The 17,134-nt window shown below is 61.5% G+C and carries 20 protein-coding genes and 1 pseudogene; 9 read left to right on the forward strand and 12 right to left on the reverse strand.

Annotation, left to right across the window (positions count from 1 at the left end):
* Positions 1 to 169: 169 nt before the first annotated feature.
* The 4 genes from NKI20_RS18075 to NKI20_RS18090 all read left to right on the forward strand — a co-directional run bounded on the left by NKI20_RS18075 (position 170) and on the right by NKI20_RS18090 (position 3,961).
* Positions 170 to 1,063, forward strand: a complete 894-nt coding sequence (locus NKI20_RS18075; protein ID WP_352832616.1) for a sugar phosphate isomerase/epimerase family protein — start codon at positions 170 to 172, stop codon at positions 1,061 to 1,063.
* 392 nt (positions 1,064 to 1,455) lie between these two features.
* Positions 1,456 to 1,809: a cupin domain-containing protein gene (locus tag NKI20_RS18080; RefSeq protein WP_352832619.1), complete on the forward strand. Its 354-nt coding sequence runs from the start codon at positions 1,456 to 1,458 to the stop codon at positions 1,807 to 1,809.
* Between the two features lie 208 nt (positions 1,810 to 2,017).
* Complete coding sequence (locus tag NKI20_RS18085; RefSeq protein WP_352832622.1) at positions 2,018 to 3,520, forward strand: multicopper oxidase family protein; 1,503 nt, start codon at positions 2,018 to 2,020, stop codon at positions 3,518 to 3,520.
* A 6-nt stretch (positions 3,521 to 3,526) separates the two neighbouring features.
* The gene (locus tag NKI20_RS18090; RefSeq protein WP_352832625.1) at positions 3,527 to 3,961 is read left to right on the forward strand and encodes a YqaA family protein; all 435 of its coding nucleotides are present in this window, start codon (positions 3,527 to 3,529) and stop codon (positions 3,959 to 3,961) included.
* Here NKI20_RS18090 and NKI20_RS18095 read toward each other — a convergent pair whose 3' ends face one another.
* A complete protein-coding gene (locus NKI20_RS18095; protein WP_352832628.1) occupies positions 3,962 to 4,534 on the reverse strand; it encodes a cytochrome b in 573 nt (190 codons plus the stop codon). It lies immediately after the preceding gene.
* Positions 4,535 to 4,611: 77 nt separating this feature from the next.
* On the opposite strand from NKI20_RS18095, the gene NKI20_RS18100 reads away from it, so the two are divergent.
* Positions 4,612 to 4,830, forward strand: a complete 219-nt coding sequence (locus NKI20_RS18100) for a hypothetical protein (protein WP_352832631.1) — start codon at positions 4,612 to 4,614, stop codon at positions 4,828 to 4,830.
* Positions 4,831 to 4,841: 11 nt separating this feature from the next.
* Here NKI20_RS18100 and NKI20_RS18105 read toward each other — a convergent pair whose 3' ends face one another.
* Positions 4,842 to 5,489: a helix-turn-helix domain-containing protein gene (locus NKI20_RS18105; protein ID WP_352832634.1), complete on the reverse strand. Its 648-nt coding sequence runs from the start codon at positions 5,487 to 5,489 to the stop codon at positions 4,842 to 4,844.
* A gap of 220 nt (positions 5,490 to 5,709) precedes the next feature.
* Between NKI20_RS18105 and NKI20_RS18110 the strand changes: the two genes are divergently transcribed.
* The 3 genes from NKI20_RS18110 (at position 5,710) to NKI20_RS18120 (ending at position 8,313) form a co-directional block, all read left to right on the forward strand.
* Entirely contained in the window at positions 5,710 to 5,889 is a 180-nt protein-coding gene (locus NKI20_RS18110) for a hypothetical protein (RefSeq protein ID WP_352832637.1), read from the forward strand.
* Positions 5,890 to 6,143: 254 nt separating this feature from the next.
* Positions 6,144 to 6,884, forward strand: a complete 741-nt coding sequence (locus NKI20_RS18115; protein WP_352832640.1) for a metallophosphoesterase family protein — start codon at positions 6,144 to 6,146, stop codon at positions 6,882 to 6,884.
* 19 nt (positions 6,885 to 6,903) lie between these two features.
* Positions 6,904 to 8,313: a protein kinase domain-containing protein gene (locus tag NKI20_RS18120; protein ID WP_352832643.1), complete on the forward strand. Its 1,410-nt coding sequence runs from the start codon at positions 6,904 to 6,906 to the stop codon at positions 8,311 to 8,313.
* Between the two features lie 281 nt (positions 8,314 to 8,594).
* Here NKI20_RS18120 and NKI20_RS18125 read toward each other — a convergent pair whose 3' ends face one another.
* Genes NKI20_RS18125 through NKI20_RS18135 form a run of 3 tightly spaced genes read right to left on the reverse strand, consistent with a single transcriptional unit; the run spans position 8,595 to position 9,720 of the window.
* Positions 8,595 to 8,942 carry a hypothetical protein gene (locus tag NKI20_RS18125; RefSeq protein WP_023757315.1) on the reverse strand — a complete coding sequence of 116 codons (348 nt, stop codon included), beginning with the start codon at positions 8,940 to 8,942 and terminating at the stop codon, positions 8,595 to 8,597.
* A gap of 2 nt (positions 8,943 to 8,944) precedes the next feature.
* Positions 8,945 to 9,523 (reverse strand): hypothetical protein, encoded by a 579-nt coding sequence (locus NKI20_RS18130; protein WP_352832646.1) that lies wholly within the window; start codon positions 9,521 to 9,523, stop codon positions 8,945 to 8,947.
* An 11-nt stretch (positions 9,524 to 9,534) separates the two neighbouring features.
* Entirely contained in the window at positions 9,535 to 9,720 is a 186-nt protein-coding gene (locus tag NKI20_RS18135) for a hypothetical protein (RefSeq protein ID WP_352607067.1), read from the reverse strand.
* 154 nt (positions 9,721 to 9,874) lie between these two features.
* Between NKI20_RS18135 and NKI20_RS18140 the strand changes: the two are divergent.
* Positions 9,875 to 10,024: pseudogene (locus tag NKI20_RS18140) on the forward strand (hydrolase); the annotation flags it as partial.
* A 61-nt stretch (positions 10,025 to 10,085) separates the two neighbouring features.
* Here NKI20_RS18140 and NKI20_RS18145 read toward each other — a convergent pair.
* The 7 genes from NKI20_RS18145 to NKI20_RS18175 form a co-directional block, all read right to left on the reverse strand.
* Positions 10,086 to 11,639, reverse strand: a complete 1,554-nt coding sequence (locus NKI20_RS18145) for a bifunctional aminoglycoside phosphotransferase/ATP-binding protein (protein ID WP_352832649.1) — start codon at positions 11,637 to 11,639, stop codon at positions 10,086 to 10,088.
* 50 nt (positions 11,640 to 11,689) lie between these two features.
* Positions 11,690 to 11,881 (reverse strand): hypothetical protein, encoded by a 192-nt coding sequence (locus NKI20_RS18150; protein ID WP_023757311.1) that lies wholly within the window; start codon positions 11,879 to 11,881, stop codon positions 11,690 to 11,692.
* Between the two features lie 80 nt (positions 11,882 to 11,961).
* Positions 11,962 to 12,726, reverse strand: coding sequence for an ABC transporter ATP-binding protein (locus NKI20_RS18155; RefSeq protein ID WP_023757310.1), 765 nt, complete (start codon positions 12,724 to 12,726; stop codon positions 11,962 to 11,964).
* Positions 12,727 to 12,751: 25 nt separating this feature from the next.
* Positions 12,752 to 13,750, reverse strand: a complete 999-nt coding sequence (locus NKI20_RS18160; RefSeq protein WP_023757309.1) for an ABC transporter substrate-binding protein — start codon at positions 13,748 to 13,750, stop codon at positions 12,752 to 12,754.
* Between the two features lie 35 nt (positions 13,751 to 13,785).
* Complete coding sequence (locus tag NKI20_RS18165) at positions 13,786 to 14,634, reverse strand: ABC transporter permease (RefSeq protein WP_352832654.1); 849 nt, start codon at positions 14,632 to 14,634, stop codon at positions 13,786 to 13,788.
* Between the two features lie 24 nt (positions 14,635 to 14,658).
* Positions 14,659 to 16,008, reverse strand: a complete 1,350-nt coding sequence (locus NKI20_RS18170; protein WP_352832656.1) for an LLM class flavin-dependent oxidoreductase — start codon at positions 16,006 to 16,008, stop codon at positions 14,659 to 14,661.
* Positions 16,009 to 16,062: 54 nt separating this feature from the next.
* Positions 16,063 to 16,995: a TauD/TfdA dioxygenase family protein gene (locus NKI20_RS18175; protein ID WP_023757306.1), complete on the reverse strand. Its 933-nt coding sequence runs from the start codon at positions 16,993 to 16,995 to the stop codon at positions 16,063 to 16,065.
* Positions 16,996 to 17,134 lie beyond the last annotated feature (139 nt).

The following is a 17,134-nucleotide window of genomic DNA, read 5'->3' on the forward strand; positions in this document are numbered from 1 at the left end:
TTCCCGCTAGCCTCATCCACTCGCCCCAGATATCGTCGCTTCAATCGGGGGCGCCCCCGCCCCCCACGCCGCGCGCTCGGGTGCGCGGCGGGCGCCCCCCCCCCCCCCCACGTCTTGTCCAGGCATCGGCTCCGCCTCTGGGTCCGATGCGCAGAAGCCGGAGACGATGATGTCGCGTATTGGAATCCATTCTTTCGTCTGGTCGGCGAGTTCGGCACAGGCCGATCTCGAACGGACGTTGGCCAACACCAGAGAGGCCGGCTTCGACCTCATCGAATTCTCCTATCTCGACCCCGCCAATGTCGACATAAGCGGGCTTGCCAGGCGCATCGCCGATCTTGGCCTCGGCGTGGCGATCAGCATCGGATTGCCTGGTGATGGCGATATTTCGAGCGCCGACAAGGCGATTGCCACGCGCGGCGTCGAAATCCTCAACGACACCATCGCGCTGACGCGCGACCTCGGCGGCCGGAAGGTCGCCGGCATTCTCTCGACCAGCCACGGATTGCAGACGCTAGCGCCGACGCACGATCAATGGCAGCGCAGTGCCGGCACGGTGGCCAAGGTTGCCGAGACAGCGAAGGCCGCCGGCGTCACGCTCAACCTTGAGATCGTCAACCGCTTCGAAAGCAACCTGCTCAACACCGCCGCGCAAGGGCTGGCCTTCATCGAGGACACCGGCTCGGACAACATCTTCCTGCATCTCGACACGTTCCACATGAACATCGAGGAGGCCGATGTCGGGCTGGCCATCCGCCATGCCGCGGATAAGATCGGATATGTCCATATCGGCGAAAGCCATCGCGGCTTCCTCGGCACCGGCAATATCGACTTCGCCGCGATCTTCGATGCGCTGACGGCTATCGGCTACAGCGACGACCTCAGCTTCGAATCCTTCTCTTCGGAAATCGTCGACGAGAACCTGTCGAAGAAGACCGCGATCTGGCGCAATCTCTGGACGGACAACATGGCGCTGGCCAAGCACGCGCGCGCCTTCATCGGGCTCGGGCTGGAGACGGCAAGGCGCAAGGCCGAGCTGGTTTCGGCACGGCACAAACCCTAACCCGCCCGTCGAGAGCCGAAGGACGCGAGCGTGTCGTGCGCCGCATGGCAGGGCTCCGAACTCGGATTAACAAAAGGCCTCGTGGAAGTCAGTGTTGGCAGCTTTTGTGACGCTAGTTTTTCGCGATAGGAATTTTTTCTTGACTCCGTGCCCTCAGCTATGGTACATATTCGTCCATGGTGCTGATTTGCGCCAGTAACCCGCCGCACAGGCGGGTTTTTCGTTTGATGCTCCGTCAGCCAACGTGCCGGCGAAAGGCGCCGAAGGAACCCGTTAACCCGAGTTTCGTTGCCCTGCGCCGTATGGCGCCGGCATTGCTCGCGGCAGGTGCATCGGTTATCTGACCGGACAGGCAAACAACGCCACGCAATGCACCAAGCGGAGCCCAGCACATGACACGCGAGACAATCCTCAAATTCGGCACCGTCGAGCACGCGGACGCCGGCGACCTGGCTGGCTGGATCGTCGTCGAGGGCAAGCCGACCATGCAAACCGCCGTCCAGCACACGACCGAGGACGGCAAGGTGTTGTCGGGAACATGGCAAGCGACGCCCGGCACCTATCACGCGACCTACACCGACTATGAGTTCGTGCACATGATCGCCGGTCGCATCATCATCACTCCCGACGGCGGCACGCCGGTCGAGGTAGGCCCAGGCGACGCCTTCGTGGTGGAAGCCGATTTCAAGGGAACCTGGAAGATCATCGAGCCGGTGACGAAGCATTTTGTCGTCAGGGTCGGCTAAGGCGGGCTGTTCGCGTGAGCCGCTGACCCTGGTGCCCATGGCGGGTCTTTGGCGCAATGGTTGCGCGGGCTGCTCGATCGCCGACGAGCTCCAACGGCCATGATGCTGGGCCGACCAGATGGCCTAAACGCCGCATTGACCTGACCGGGTATCGGCAGTCCTCTTAGGATCGACCTCAGCGTTCAATGGCTGATCGAGGAGACGACAGATGCATCGACGCGGTTTTCTGGGTCTTGCGACGGTTCTTGTGAGCCAGCGCGCCATCGCCCAGATGAAGATGGACGACATGCCCGGCATGGATATGGGTGGCCACGCAGGGCACGACATGGGCGAGGCGCCCCAGAGCACGGTCCTGCTGCCGGAAGGAAAAGTGCTTCGCGACTTGCCCCGCCTTGCCAACGAAGCCGGCACCCCCGGCCTGTTCAAGGCGAAGCTGACGGCCCAGCGCGCCTCGGTACGTTTTGCCGAAGGACTGGACACGCCGATCCTCGGCTATAACGGCACCAGCCCCGGGCCGCTGATCGAGGCGGTCGAGGGTGACCGGGTCGAGATCACCTTCGCGAACCGAATTCCTGAAGAGACGAGCACCATCCATTGGCATGGCATGCCGGTGCCCGCCGACCAGGACGGCAATCCGATGGACCTCGTCGCAACTGGCGCCGACCGCACCTACAGCTTCGAACTGCCGGAAGGCAGCGCGGGTTCGTACTGGTACCACCCGCATCCGCACGGCAAGACGGCCGAGCAAGTCTATCGCGGCCTTGCCGGCGCGTTCGTCGTCAAACCGAAAATCGATCCGATCCCGGCCGCCTATGGCGACACCGTGCTGGTGTTCACCGACCTTCGCCTTGCCGCCGATGGCACGATGCCGGACAACACGATGACCGACCTGATGAACGGGCGTGTCGGCGATCATGTGCTGGTCAACGGACAGAAGAATCCGGTGCTGACGGTCCCCTTCGGCACGAAGCGGCGCTTCCGGTTTTACAATGCGACCAACGCGCGGTTCCTTCGACTTTCCTTCGATCAAGCCTCGATGATGATTATCGGAACGGACGGCGGCCTCTTGGAGGCACCGGTTGCAGCCAAGGAAATTCTTCTCAGCCCTGCGGAGCGCCTTGAACTGATCGTGTCGTTCGACAAGCCCGGCCCTGACACGCTGTACACGCTCGATTACGATCGCGGCTGGATGGGCGCTGGACGTCCTGTCGATGCAGGGCTGACTCTCTTCACGGTCAATGTTTCGCGGACGCCGGCCGAGCCGGTGCCGCCACTGCCCGACAGGCTGCGGCCAATCGCGTTCCTCGGCGCTCCTGCCGTCAGGCGGCGCTTCGTGTTCACCGAAACCATGGCCATGAACGCCAGCGGCATGGAGATGGGGTTCCTGATCAACGGCGCGGCCTTCGACATGAACCGCGTCGACATCGTCGCCAAGGCAGGACAAGTCGAGCTTTGGGAGATCGTCAACAAAGCGGACATGGACCACCCGTTCCATGTGCACGGAACACAGTTCCAGGTGGTCGAGCACGAACGCGACGGCAAGGTCTCGAAACCTGCCTACCTAGCCTGGAAGGATACCGTCAACGTGGCACGCGGCGAAACGGTGCGGCTCGTGCTGCGGCAGGATCGGCCGGGGCCGAGGATGTATCACTGCCACATCCTCGAGCATGAGCAGCTCGGCATGATGGGCATCGTCGACGTGCAGGCATAGGCCGAGGTGGCGGCGCTCTATGGCGCGCTGTTCATCAGCGCGTTCCTCGCCGCAACCATCCTGCCGGTCTCATCGGAAGTGGTGCTCGCCGGCCTGCTCGTCTCGGGCCGCGGCGATCCGGTGCTGCTCCTTGCGGTCGCCACAATCGGCAACACGCTCGGCTCCATGGTGAACTGGATTCTGGGACGTGGCATCGACACGCTCCGAACCAGGCCCTGGTTTCCCGTAAGTTCCGACCGTTATGAGCAAGCAAGCCGGACGTTCCGACGCTTTGGCGCGTGGACGCTGCTATTCGCCTGGCTGCCGGTTGTCGGAGATGCCTTCACCATTGCGGCAGGCACGGCACGTGTGAATCTTGGGGTGTTCGTTGTTCTTGTCGCAATAGGCAAGGCCGCACGCTATGCGGTGATCATTGCGGGAGGATTGTGGGCGATGGCTTGATCAGCCGGCTTCATCGTCGACAGCAAGCCGCACGTTCCCTTGCTGCGAAGCGGTGTTCGACTTCCCGAAGAACATGCTTCGCATGACACCGTCGCGAAACAGCACGAAATGAATAAACGCAGCCAGGATGTGAACGCCGACGAAGCCAAGCAGTATCCAGACCAGCTTTGCGTGGATGAACGCGAAAGTCCTTGCCGCGCCGACGGATGGCGCGAGCGGCACAGGCAAGGCTCCGAAAAGCCGCGCGGGAGGCATCAAAGGCATTGGCCGGTAGCCCAGCCATCCCGTCATCAGGACGGCGAGAATCGTGACGTAGAGAAGCACCTGGAAGAACGAAGTCGCAAATCGAATGGGCCGTGAAGTTTGTCGGACAGGGGGCCGGGTGAGAATGCGCCAGCAAAGCCTGAGGACGATGATGGCAAGGATCGTCACGCCGATCGACATGTGGAGCGGAAGCCAGTTCATCATCGCCATCCCCGGCCCGTTCATCGGTCCGAAGGCAATGGCGATCTGCGCCGCGAGCGCGATCACGGTCAGCCAATGCAGAAGACGAATGCCGAAATGCCAGCGCAAGCGAGGATTCTCTCTCAAATTTGAGGCCCGACGATCGTCAAATGCTCGCATGAGGCGTGATGGCGTTACCCTCTCCAATGGACCTAATCTGGCAAAAAATTATGGCGGTTCTTTACTGGACCCTCGATAACTATTGGAATCATGTCGAGCGGATGGCCGATTGGCCGGACGAATTGCTTTCCAAGCCGAGCAATGATCCTTCCCTCGTGACCGCACACGCTGCCGCACCGAGAAAGCGGAAGCGCAAGTCTTCCGGCGGACAGGTAGGGCGCGGCGCACGCCGCGTCTTTGTCTGAGGCAAACACCCTCATTCACTCATGATCTGCAATACGTCCTGCCTGACGATTTCGATGCTGCGCAAGTTGAGCAGGCGGATGACACCCTTGTCCTTCAGTCGGGTGAAGACGCGTGACACGGTCTCGATGGTGAGGCCCAGGTAGTCGCCGATGTCCATGCGCGACATCGGCAGCTCGACCTGCCGCAATCCGCCTTGCCGCTCCGCCATATCGACCAGGAATGCAGCGATGCGTTCAATGGCATTCTGGCGCCCGAGGACCAATAGGTGTTCCTGTGCTCTCGTCAGGCCCTTGAGAGCCAACGGCAGCAGCTGGCGGGATATGTCCACGCCCGAGGCAGTCCGGAACACCCGAACACTGGTGGCGTTGATCGCTTCGGCGAAGAAATGATGCGTCGTGCCGGCTTCAAAGCCGAATGTCTCTCCAGCCAGGTGAAAGGCGCTGATCTGGCGGCGGCCATCGGCAAGCAGGCGATAGATACGGACAGCGCCGAACTCCACCTGGTAGAGGGCCCCGGCCGACTCGCCCTGGGCGTAGATTTCCGCGCCGGCGGGATAGAAGCTGAGTGGCTGCAGCGCTGTAGCTTCAACGGTCTCCGCCAGACTTGGCATGGCGAGCCGTGACGGCACCAAAATTCTGGAGGTCGCATAGGCGTGCATGGCTGTTTCTCCCGGTTTGATCGGTGACACAGCAATCGCGCGAATCGAGATGTCGTGAAATTCGGTTATATCCCTACGGGAAACTACCTAAGCAGCGCCGGAATAGCGCGGTGAATGGTACTAGCACCGCGTTCCGACAGAGATCGTATGGCGCCAATGATGGCAGGGACCTCCATTGAAATAATTCGTACAGCAAAGGAAATAGCGGGTAAAATATTGCGTGGACCGGTTGATAGCGCGCGCCAACATCGCCCATTTCCAGGATTTGCTCGCAAGTGAGGCCGATCCCGCACAGCGGCGCGTCATTGAAAGCCTGTTAGCCTTGGAGTTGCAAAAGCTCGAAATTGCCGATCAACAGGCACGCCAGTACTCCCGCAGCGGCGGGCGCCAGCTAACTTGAAGCGCCATTTGAAAACTGAAGCACGGGCCATCCGCGTTATCGTTTGAGACTGCCGGATAACGCATGAGCCTAAGGCTTGGCCGAGCGTCAGCGGCGGACGTGCCGTCTGGTCGTCAACGGATGTCCGCACAGTCGACGATCACATTCGATCATGTCGGAGACCCTGCCGGTGATCGCGCGCGTGGCCCTTGAGCAGGATCAAATCACGCGCTGTATTCGCCGTACTACGTTGCCGGTGCTTGGGATGACATTGAATGCGCATTGCGATCCTGTCTGACATCCATGCCAATCGCGAGGCATTCGACGCGGCCCTGGATGCTGTTCACGTACGCGGTCCAGACGAGTTGGTATTGCTCGGCGATCTGGTCGGCTACGGTCCCGACCCCATCTACGTGGTCGAGAGGGCTGCCGATCTGACGGCGCAAGGTGCGCTCGGCATCCTGGGCAATCACGACGAAGCGGTCGTGCTAAACCGGGGCGACATGACCGAGAATGCGCGGGTCGCCGTCCAGTGGACCCGCGAACGCCTCGCGCCGGCGCATGTCGATTTCCTGGCGCGCCTGCCGCTTTCGGCACAATCCGAAGACCGGTTGTACGTACACGCCAGCGCCGAGCGGCCGGGAAAATGGTCTTACATACGTGACACGATCGCGGCAGAACGCTGCCTGTCTTCAACCGATGCCCGTTTCGTTTTCTGTGGGCATACTCACATTCCGGCCATCTACTATGCTCTGCCCGGACGCCGACCGATGCATTTCCAACCGCTGGACAATGTGGCGGCGCCTTTGTCCGAACTGAGGCGGCACCTTGTGGTTGCCGGCTCTGTCGGGCAACCCCGCGATGGCAACCCGGCGGCGTGCTTTGTTCTTGTCGACACGCAGCGCCACGAGGTCACGATGGTTCGTGTTCCCTATGATCATGAAGAAACAGCCCGCAAGATCCGCGCCGCCGGCCTGCCTGGATGGCTTGGCATGCGTCTGCGGATCGGCCGATAGCCTTCAAGGAGACCTATTGATGCAACGGTTTGAGGCGGGAGCGGTCGTAGATGGGTTCGAGCTGGTCGAAAGGCTGCCCTCCGGCGGCATGGCATCGCTGTGGCGGGCGACCAATCCGCGGTACGATTTCCCGCTTGTGCTGAAGATCCCCTTTCTCGACCCGGGTGGGGACGTTTCCGTCATCCTCGGCTTCGAGGCGGAGGATCTGATCCTGAAACGCCTGTCGGGACCGCATGTGCCGCGATTTGCGGCGTCCGGCAGCCTGGTTCAGATCCCCTATATTGCCATGGAGTTCGTAGCCGGAACCCGCTTGGCGGATATCGTCGGCAATGCGCCACTGGCTGTGGATGAGGTGGCAAGGATCGGCGCCGAGATCGCGACCGCACTCACTACCCTGCACCGGCAGAAGGTCGTCCATCTCGATCTCAAGCCCGAAAATATCATTCTCGCCAAGCGCGGCGCGGTGCTCCTCGACTTCGGGCTCGCCCGGCATGCCGAACTCCCCGATCTTCTCGGCGCGGAAAGCTCGGTGCCGATGGGCACCGCCGCCTATATTGCACCGGAACAGGTGCTTGGCGAACGATCCGATCCCGCTAGCGACTTGTTCGCGCTGGGTTGTATACTTTATCAGCTGGCTACGGGCGAGGAGCCGTTCGGGCGACCGACGACTTTCGTGGGAATGAAGCGCAGGCTCTATCATGCGCCCAAGCCGCCGCGAGATTTCAACGACGCCATCCCGCGTTGGTTGGAAGCCGTCATCCTGCGATGCATGGAAGTGGATAGATCTCGACGATATGTCGAGGCGGCGCATGTCTTGTCCGATCTGAAGAACCCCGATCAGGTGGTGATTGCCGGGCGCAAGCCCCAAGACGAGGGGTTATGGGCTGCCATCGCCAAGCTGTTTCGCAAGACCGATGACAGATCGCTTGTCGGCAGGTCGACCTCGTCGAGGACACACGCCGGCCCTTCAATAGTCCTTGCCGCAGTCGATCTGGCCAATGGCAGCGATGCGCTGGCAGGCGAGGTCCTCAACGAAACCGCCCGCGTGCTTGCCTCGCGAGAGGATTCCTGGTTGGCCTGCGTGACGGTCCTGAAGACCGAAATCATCGGCGAGACGCCGGCGGCGGATGAGACCGGGCGCTCAATTTACTTGAAGCGGCTCGTCGCGATAAAGGATTGGGCTCGTCCACTGCATCTACCGGAAGACCGCATCAGCTATCACGTGCTTGAGGCGGTCAATCCCGCCGATGCGATCCTCAACTACGCGGAGCACAATGACGTCGGACACATCGTCGTTGGCGCCCGAGCGTCGTCGGCAATCCGCCGTCACCTCGGCAGCGTCTCGACCAAAGTCGTGGCACAGGCACTTTGCTCCGTTTCAGTCGTCCGGTTGAAAACCGTCGAGGAACAAGGGCGGCAGCCGCTTTGATGCGCATCGAAGTAACAGGGATCAATGACGGCCGGACTCATAGCTGTCGGATGGTTGTTCATCGACGAGAGGCCATGCAAAGCAGTGAACTGGCTCGATAAGACCAGCGTGAACACGACTGGTTGAGAGCGCCCCGGCGCCTGCGACCGAGATCCATCGTTCTCAGCAAGAATGTTGCGCGCTGGCGCAGCGGCCATCTGTTTTCTGTGCAGCGCTTGAATTTCGCGCGAACTTGGCCCGCTTTCGACGGACTAAATACGCCAATTCAGGTACGTTTCTTTCTACTTGCCCTGGATCAAGTCCATGACAGGCGGAAACGTCAGCAATACACCCACCGCCAACAAGGCGAAGGAAACAGAGACGACTTTTACCATTTCCACGTTCTTTTCGCCCCACCTGCGCGAAAGGATAAACCAGGCAACCAACCACACGACGACCGCGCTGGTCGAGACGCCGGACAGGCCACCGGTTGGCTTGTAGAACGTGAAGAAGTGATTGAGGGATGTAAACGCATCGCCGGCCAAGGCGAATATCCCCATCGCGGCAGATCCAATTCCGGCGGCCAGGATGGCGGCCGCACCTGGACCATTGGGAACCTCTTTAGTCCTGATAGGCGTGATATTGGCCATGACTATTGGCCCTCCTGTTCACCAGCGATGATCTCGATCATTGCGCCACCACGTACTGGAGCGTACTTGTTGAGAAACGCTCCAAAGGCTCCCGCGACTCCTGTTGCAACGAAAGCAACGACGGCAAAGCCGATGACGGCAGTGCGGATTTGCTTCTGCTTTGCCAAAGCCGGCCCGTATTTAGCAAAGACATAGGCGACCATGGTCATGGCAATTGGGGCAAGCCAAGCCACGTGTTCCTTCCACTCCATGCCCAAGCTATGCCACGCGGACGTCTTCGGGCTGGAGGTCAGTAGGAACTTCGGGTAATCGGCCAGATCGGTAACCCCTTCGGGCACGACCGCCCGGTACCATGGGTATACAATGTAAGCGCCCGACAGTACCGCACCCCAGGCAAGGACGACCATCACCGAGAGGTAAAGCAAAAGCAGATTGTGTTCTCTGGCGGTTGGGACCGACGCGGCTCCAGGCGCGGACATTCGATAGAGCTCGGCAAGCGCTGCCGAAAACGCCAGCATAAAAAGCGCCCCAAAACCCATACCGTGGAACACCGTCATAAGATCGCGAAAAGAGATTTCCATGATGTCACCTCCTACGTCGACATGATTTCGATTAGAAACCCCTGGGGCATTTCCGCTTTGATCAGGATCAATTCGTAATGATCGTCGTCAATGGCAGGGATTGGCAGCTGTACTTGAGCAATACTGATGACGATTTGGAGGATGGATCGCGGGGCTGGCAATCCGTGAAACACCGGCCCGATCGCCGATCTGCTCACCGGGGAGCACTCCTCCGGGAAGCGGCAACAGGCTCTGCCCCTTCAGCGACGGCCTGGCCAACCGCAGCGACAAGGCATGCGCATCGATGTTGACGGAGATCAATGATGGCCGGGATCATTGCCCGTCGGATGGCGGTTCAATTGAGGACAGGCAATGCAGACGAATGCTCAGTACGACGCCGGCGTCAACACCAGCGGCTGCTGCCCCAGGTTCAATCCCGAGGGCTGGGACGGTCGGGAACTGCATTTCAACGACAAGCGATTCGTCAAAGCCATGACCCGCGGCGTCATGCATATATCGATGAACATGGGCATCCGCGGGCAGTTCGGACGCCTCGCGCGACCTCTTGTCCAACACCTTCCCGTCAGGAGGCTGTGCGCAGGGTTTCGGAGGCATCGCCATCGGAGAACCTCCTCAACTCCGCGACGATATCGGCAGGCTTCCGATCAGCGCCGACTTTGCGCCAGGTGGATTGAGTGCCATTTCTCCGTAACTGTCGCGAGAGGATATCTATGGTGGCGTCGGAGGGACCCCCTTTGCGCTCGCTGACCCGTTGCCAGAGAACAAGCGGATCCGCTTCCAACCAGAATCCGGCGACAGCCACGCCCCTGTCACGTGCCGCCTTCTCGATAAGTTCACGATCGGCGGGCCTGTCAAACACGGCATCAGCGACAACCGATCCACCCTCCGCAAGGATCAGGCCGGCCCGCCATGCCATTTCGCGGTAGACGCGGTCGGAGACTTCTGGTCGATAGGCTCTATCCGGCAGCCTGGTTTCGGCCGGCACTCCGTGCATGGCCTTGCGGACGCGGTCGCTTTCGACAATGCGGGCACCGGGCGGCGCACCGATATGGGCGGCGAGCGCCTCTGCAATGGTCGTCTTGCCCGAACCGCTGAGGCCACCGATTGCGATCAGCCTTGGAGGCCCGCGTACGAGCAGAGTTCGAGCGAGTTCGAAATAAGATCTGGCCTCGGCAATCAGTCTGTCGGAATCGGCGCTGCCTTCCTCGACCTGCGTTGCGGTGACATGTGCGCGCACCGCGGCTCGAACGGCCATGAAAAAGGGCAGGAGGATGAAGCCATCCTCGTCGTCAGCCTCGTCGAGATAGCGGTTCATCACCAGATTGGCGAAGTCCGGAAAGCCACGGTGCCAGAGGTCCATCAACAGGAAGGCGAGATCGTAGAGTATATCTATGCTGGCGATCTGGTCGTTGAATTCGATGCAATCGAAGAGGCGGGGTTCGCCATCGAAAAGACAGATGTTGCGCAGGTGCAGGTCACCGTGGCACCTGCGGATCTTGCCGGCTGCTTCCCGGCGGTCGAGCAAACCGGCATGGCGGGCGAGGGCGGTGCGAAAGGCCTCGGCAAAAGTCTCGATCTCCACTTTTGTGAAAACATGGCTGGTCTCAAAGCCGGCCTCATTGATGTCCAGCACGCCCGAAAGGTTGGATGAGCCGCTGCCATCGTGGATCGTCGGGGCGGTACGGTGGTAGCCGACGATCATGCGGGCAACCGCGGTCATCAGCGCCGGCGACAATTCTCCGCCAGTTGCCATCTGATCGAGAAGCTTCGACTGATCGAGGCGGACCATCTCGATTGCCGCATCGACCATTCGGCCGGCGCCATCGAACGCAAGTTCGCCGTCGGCCTCGCGTGTGATGCGACGCACACCCAGATAGAGGCCGGGTGCGGTCTTCGAGTTGAGTTCCACCTCTTTCTCACAAGCGGCCAGCGTGAGCGTCGGTGTCGAGAAATCGACATATGGCAACTTGACCGCGCGTTTCATCTTGTAGGCGCGTTGGCCGACCAGAAAAATAAGCGAGATATGAGTTTCGATCGCCTCGACCGACCCGGCCGTGTCATATGAAGCAGGATCGAGCAGAAAAGCGACAGCGGCTTGCTGGTCTTCAACGATCATGTCTGCCTCCTTTGTGCCGGTGTTGCGCGCCGGCGTCCCGCATCAGCGCGCTAGTGCTGCAGCGTCTGGACATAACCAGCCAACCCATGGATACGTTCCGTGGTGACGATTTCTCCACCGTTTTGGCCGTATTTCCTGGTATCGCCAGGAAGGAATTGGCGCCCCCAGACCGGCATGTCGCGATCGCCATGCTCCGGCACCGTGGTGCGGCCGTCGATCACCGCGAAAACGCGCCTGCACAATTGGCACTGTGGGACGTCTGTCAAAGATCAGTCACTGCCGAGGGCACTGTGCGAATCTTGTACCCTGTAAGGGGGCTTGGTCAATGCAGGCCGAACTCGCGCAACAATTCCTCGCGATAGCGCACGAACCTGGTTTCGCTGCGGTCGCGCGGACGTGGCAGGTCGACGTCGATCAACCGCGCCGCACCGCCTTTCTCCTTGGGCAGGATCAACACCCGGTCGGCAAGATAGATCGCCTCTTCCAGATCATGGGTGACCATGACCATGGTGACGTTCTCCTCGCTCCAGATGCGAGCCAGTTCTTCTTGCATGCCGATCTTGGTCATGGCATCGAGAGCGCCTAGCGGCTCGTCGAGCAGCAGGATCTCGGGCTGCACCGTCAACGCCCGGGCAATGCCGACGCGCTGGGCCATGCCGCCGGAAAGCTGCCGGGGAAAGGCGTCGGCGAATTCGGCGAGACCGACGAGCGCGATGTAGAAGCGGGCCTTCTCCTCGGCGTCCGCCTTCGCGACGCCCCGCACCTCGAGACCGAAGGCCACATTGCCGAGTACGGTCAACCAGGGAAGCAGGCGCGGTTCCTGGAAGATCACCGCCCGCTCGGCGCCGACACCGTCGACCGGCTTGCCGTCGATCGCGACACGGCCACTGTCGGCGGCCTCCAGCCCGGCAAGGATGCGCAGCAGCGTGGTCTTGCCCGACCCGCTGGCGCCGACGATGACCAGGCATTCGCCGGAACGGACATCGAGGTTGAGCGTGCGCAGAACGGCAAGCTGACGTCCGCCGAGTGTGAATGATTTCGACAAGTCGCGGATCGAGACCTCTCCACCGCCTTTGGTGCCAGTCATTTCAGTCCCCAGTCCATCTCAGCTGTCAGTTCGTCTTGGTTTCGCCGCGCCGATACAGAATGTCCGCGGCCTTCAGTTTGCCCTTGGCCAGGCGGCCGTCCCGCTCCAGTACGCTGACCCAGAAGTCGATGTCGCGGTCGGTCGCTTGTGCCCCTTCGCGCAGACCAAAGCCGGTCCAGTAACGCGCCAGGTCGCCATTTTCGCCGCGCTTGTCGAGGATGCTGGCGAGCACCTTGCGCGCTTCGTCCGGGTTCTGCCTCGACCAATCGGCGGCGCGGGCAGACTGTTCGACGAAGTGACGGGCAGCTGCCGGGTTGGCGGCGATGAAGTCGCGCCGCAGCACGACGAAGCCGCCTGCGAGTTCGCCCAGCACGTCCGTATCGTTGAACACGCCGCGCACGCCGCCATTGGCAACCAGCGCGCCGGCGAAAGTTGCCTGCCAGTAGCCGAGCCCAGCAATATCGACCTGATGCGAGCGTAAGGTCTGCTCGAGCTGTGGACCAGGCACGACGACGAGGTTGGCGGCATCGGGCGGCAGACCGACGCTGTGCAGTGCTTCGCGTACCGTATAGTCGAGATGGGCGCCGAGTGTGTTGACCGAGATGGTCTTGCCGGCAATATCGGCGATCGATTTGATCGGGCTGTCCGCGAGCACGTAAAAGACGCTTTTCACGTCCTTGTTGATGCCATTGCTCGGGTAAGCGGCGACGAAGTCGTTGCCGCCGGAGATGGAGTTGATCACAGCGGCCGTGGCTGCCGAACCGAGATCGACGCTGCCGGAGGAAAGTGCAAACAACGATTCCGGGCCGCCGGTGGCATAGCCGACATTCTCCAGCTCGACACCGAGGTCCTTGTAGTAGCCGAGCTCGTCGGCCAACTCATGCGGGGAGATGCTGCCGCGGCTGGCGAGGTAGCGGAATTTGACGGCTGCGGCTTGCGCGAAAGCGAAGCGGGGCAGGCCGGCGGCGATGATGCCGGCGGCAACGGGAGCGCTTGCAAGCAGGGAACGGCGCGTGATTTTCATGATCAGGTCTTTCCTGGGATGAGAGGAGGGGCTGCTCAGTTGACGGTATTGCTCCAGCGGCACAGCCGCCGCTGCAGCATAACCAGAACCTGGTTGGCGATCAGGCCGAGGCTGGCGAGGATGACGATCGCCGCGAACATCAGCGGGATCTGGAAATTGTACTGCGCGTTCATCACCTGGAAGCCGATCCCCTTGTTGGCACCGATCATCTCGGAGGCGATCAACAGCAGCAGTGCCGTGGTGGCGCTGAGCCTCAGTCCAACGAAGATCGACGGCACGGCGCCGGGCAATACGACCCGGCGGAACACGGTGAGCCGCGTCGCGCCGTAGACACGCGCCATCTCGAGCAGCTTCGGATCGACTTCCTTGACGCCGCTGGTGGTGTTGAGCAGCAGCGGAAACAGTGTCGCCCAGAAGATCACAAATATTTTGGAGGTTTCGCCGAGCCCGAGCAGCAGGATGAACACAGGGTAGAGAGCCAGTGCCGAGGTCTGCCGGAACAGCTGCAGTATCGGGTCGAGCGCGGTCTCGACCGCGCGCACCTGGCCCATGAACAGGCCGAGCGGAATGGCGACCGCGACGGCTGCTGCGAAGGCAATGCCGGCACGCTGCAGGCTGATGGCGATGTCGCCGAGCAAGGCGCCGCCGGCGAGCCCTTTCCACAGAGCAGCAGCGATCATGTCGATGGGCGGCAGCACAGCGGCATTCACCCATCCAACGCTGCTCGCCACCTGCCACAGCACCAGAAACCCCACGAGGACGCCGTAACGTGACAGGAAGCGGCCTGCGGTCAAATTGCCGAGGCGCAGCAAATCGATACCGATGTTGGTCCGGTCTCTGTGCGTGCCGATGACGGTCGGCTGTTCGACGTTCTGCAAAGTCATCGTCTTGCCCTTCGCTTCAGAGGGTTATTCGGCGGCCAGCACGGTCGAGCGTGCTGATGCCCACGGGTTTTCGGGACGTCGGAGGCCAAGGTTCTCGCGCAGCGTCCGCCCTTCATAGGCGGTGCGGAACAGGCCGCGGCGCTGCAGCTCCGGAATCACCAAATCGACAAAATCGTCGAGCGCGCCCGGCAGCCACGGCGGCAGGATGTTGAAGCCGTCGGCCGCCTCATTGGTGAACCATTCTTCCAGTTGATCGGCCACCTGGGTGGCGCTGCCGATGACTGTGTAGTGGCCTCGTGCCGTCGCCACCCACTGGTAGAGCTGGCGGATCGTGAAGTTGTGCTCGTCGGCAATCTGGCGGATCAGCGCCTGACGGCTCTTCATGCCTTCCGTTTCCCTGCTCGGTGGCAGCGGTCCGTCGAGCGGATAGCCGGTGATGTCGAGCGCCTGGCCGGCCAGCGCGTTGAGCAGGGCGACGCCGTCCTCGGGCAGGATGAGACCATTCAACTGCTCATATTTGGCGCGGGCTTCTCCCTCGGTACGGCCGACGAAGGGTGCCACGCCAGGCATGATCAGCACCTGGTCGGGATCGCGACCGACGCCCGCCACGCGCGCCTTGATGTCGCGGTAGAACTCTTGTGCCGTCTCGAGCTTTTGATGAGCGGTGAAGATCACCTCGGCCGAATGCGCGGCCAGCCCGCGCCCATCCTCGGACTGCCCGGCCTGCACCACCACCGGATGCCCCTGCACCGGGCGCGGCACGTTGAGCGGACCCTTGACACTGAAATGCGCCCCCTTGTGATTGACGTCGTGCAGCTTGTCCTTGTCGTAGAAGCGGCCCGACTGCTTGTCGCGGATGAAGGCGTCGTCCTCCCAGCTGTTCCACAGCGCCTTGACGGTCTCGACATGTTCATGCGCCCGGGCATAGCGGTCGGCATGGTTGGGCTGGACAACGCGGTTGAAGTTCTGGGCGGTCTCGTCGCCGGCCGAGGTCACCACATTCCAGCCGGCACGGCCGTTGGACAACAGATCAAGCGACGCGAATTTGCGCGCCAGCGTATATGGCTCCTCATAGGTGGTGGACGCGGTGGCGATGAAGCCGAGATGCGTGGTGAGCGGCGCTAGGGCCGCAAACAGCGTCACTGGTTCGAAACCAACGATCTTGGCGTTGCCGCCTTCGCGCGCGCCAAGCCCGACCGTCAGATTGTCGGCGAGGAAATAAGCGTCGAACAGGCCGCGCTCGGCGGTCAATGCAAGCTGCTTATGGAATTCGAAGCTCGTGGCGCCGTCGGCCGGCGCGTCGGGATGGCGCCAGGCGGCAATATGCTGTCCGCCACCAGGCAGGAAGGCGCCAAGCTTGATCTTTCTGGGCATCGTCAGTTCCCTTTGTTTCCTTTGTCGCATGGAGTTGAAGGAGGTTCGCTCTGCTCAGGCGGCCTTGATCCTCGCCGGCTTGGCTGATTTCGTACGGCTGACGCTGCGCCGTCCGTCGACTGCAATGGGCACGTCACCGTCGACAGTGGCGCGGCGCACGACCCGGCGCTGATCGCCGTAGTCATTGACGGCGTAGTGCTGCGTCGCGCGGTTGTCCCAGATCGCCACGTCCCCCGCTCGCCAACGCCAGCGGACGGTGTTTTCAGGGGCGGTAACGTAGGATTGGAACAACTCGTAGACCCTGTGGAAGTCGCTTCTGGACAAGCCAACGAACCGCTGCACGAAATTGCCCAGAAGGAGGGTGCGCTCCCCGGTCTCCGGATGCACCCGGACAACGGGATGCTCGGTCTCGTAAATCGTGGAAGTAAACACCTCATCGAAGTGTTTTGTTTCGGCTTCGGTCGCCCGGGGTCTCACCGCGGCGTAGTCATAGGCATTGCTGTGAACGGCCCAAAGATCGTCCGCGAAACGCTTCAGCGTTGGCGGCAAACTCTCATAAGCTGTGGCCGTGTTTGACCAGATCGTGTCGCCACCAGCCGACGGAATAACCACGCCGCGCAAGACCGAGAACTTGGGATAGGCGTCAACGAAGGTGACGTCGGTATGCCACTGGTCGGCGCGCCCGCCACCGCGGCTGGAGTCAAGCTCGAGGATCGACGCTGTGCCGACCACAGGCCCTTGCGTCGGATGCGGAACGAGGTCGCCGAGCTGTCGGGCAAAACGCTCCTGCTCGGCATCGTCAAGGTGCCCCTGGTCGCGGAAGAACACGACCTTATGGCGCAGGAGAAGCTGATTGATTGCCACCACGACCGCATGTGGCAGGTCACCGGATAGATGTACGTTGCGGATCTCTGCACCGACACGTGCTGTGAGTGGCGTGACGTCCACTTCCAGTGCGGCTGCATTGGTGAGATCGGGATTTGTCATGGTAATCTCCAGGCGAATTGAGCGTTGGTTGGGGAGTACTCAAACTGGCCGATGGCCTGCCGGCGTAGGGAGGAACTGGCCGATATTCTTGGGCATAATGGTTCGGTCCTGTCGGCTCTTGGAAAAAGTCAGTCGCAGT

The sequence above is a fragment of the Mesorhizobium sp. M0830 genome (assembly GCF_040319965.1).
GTDB lineage: Bacteria > Pseudomonadota > Alphaproteobacteria > Rhizobiales > Rhizobiaceae > Mesorhizobium.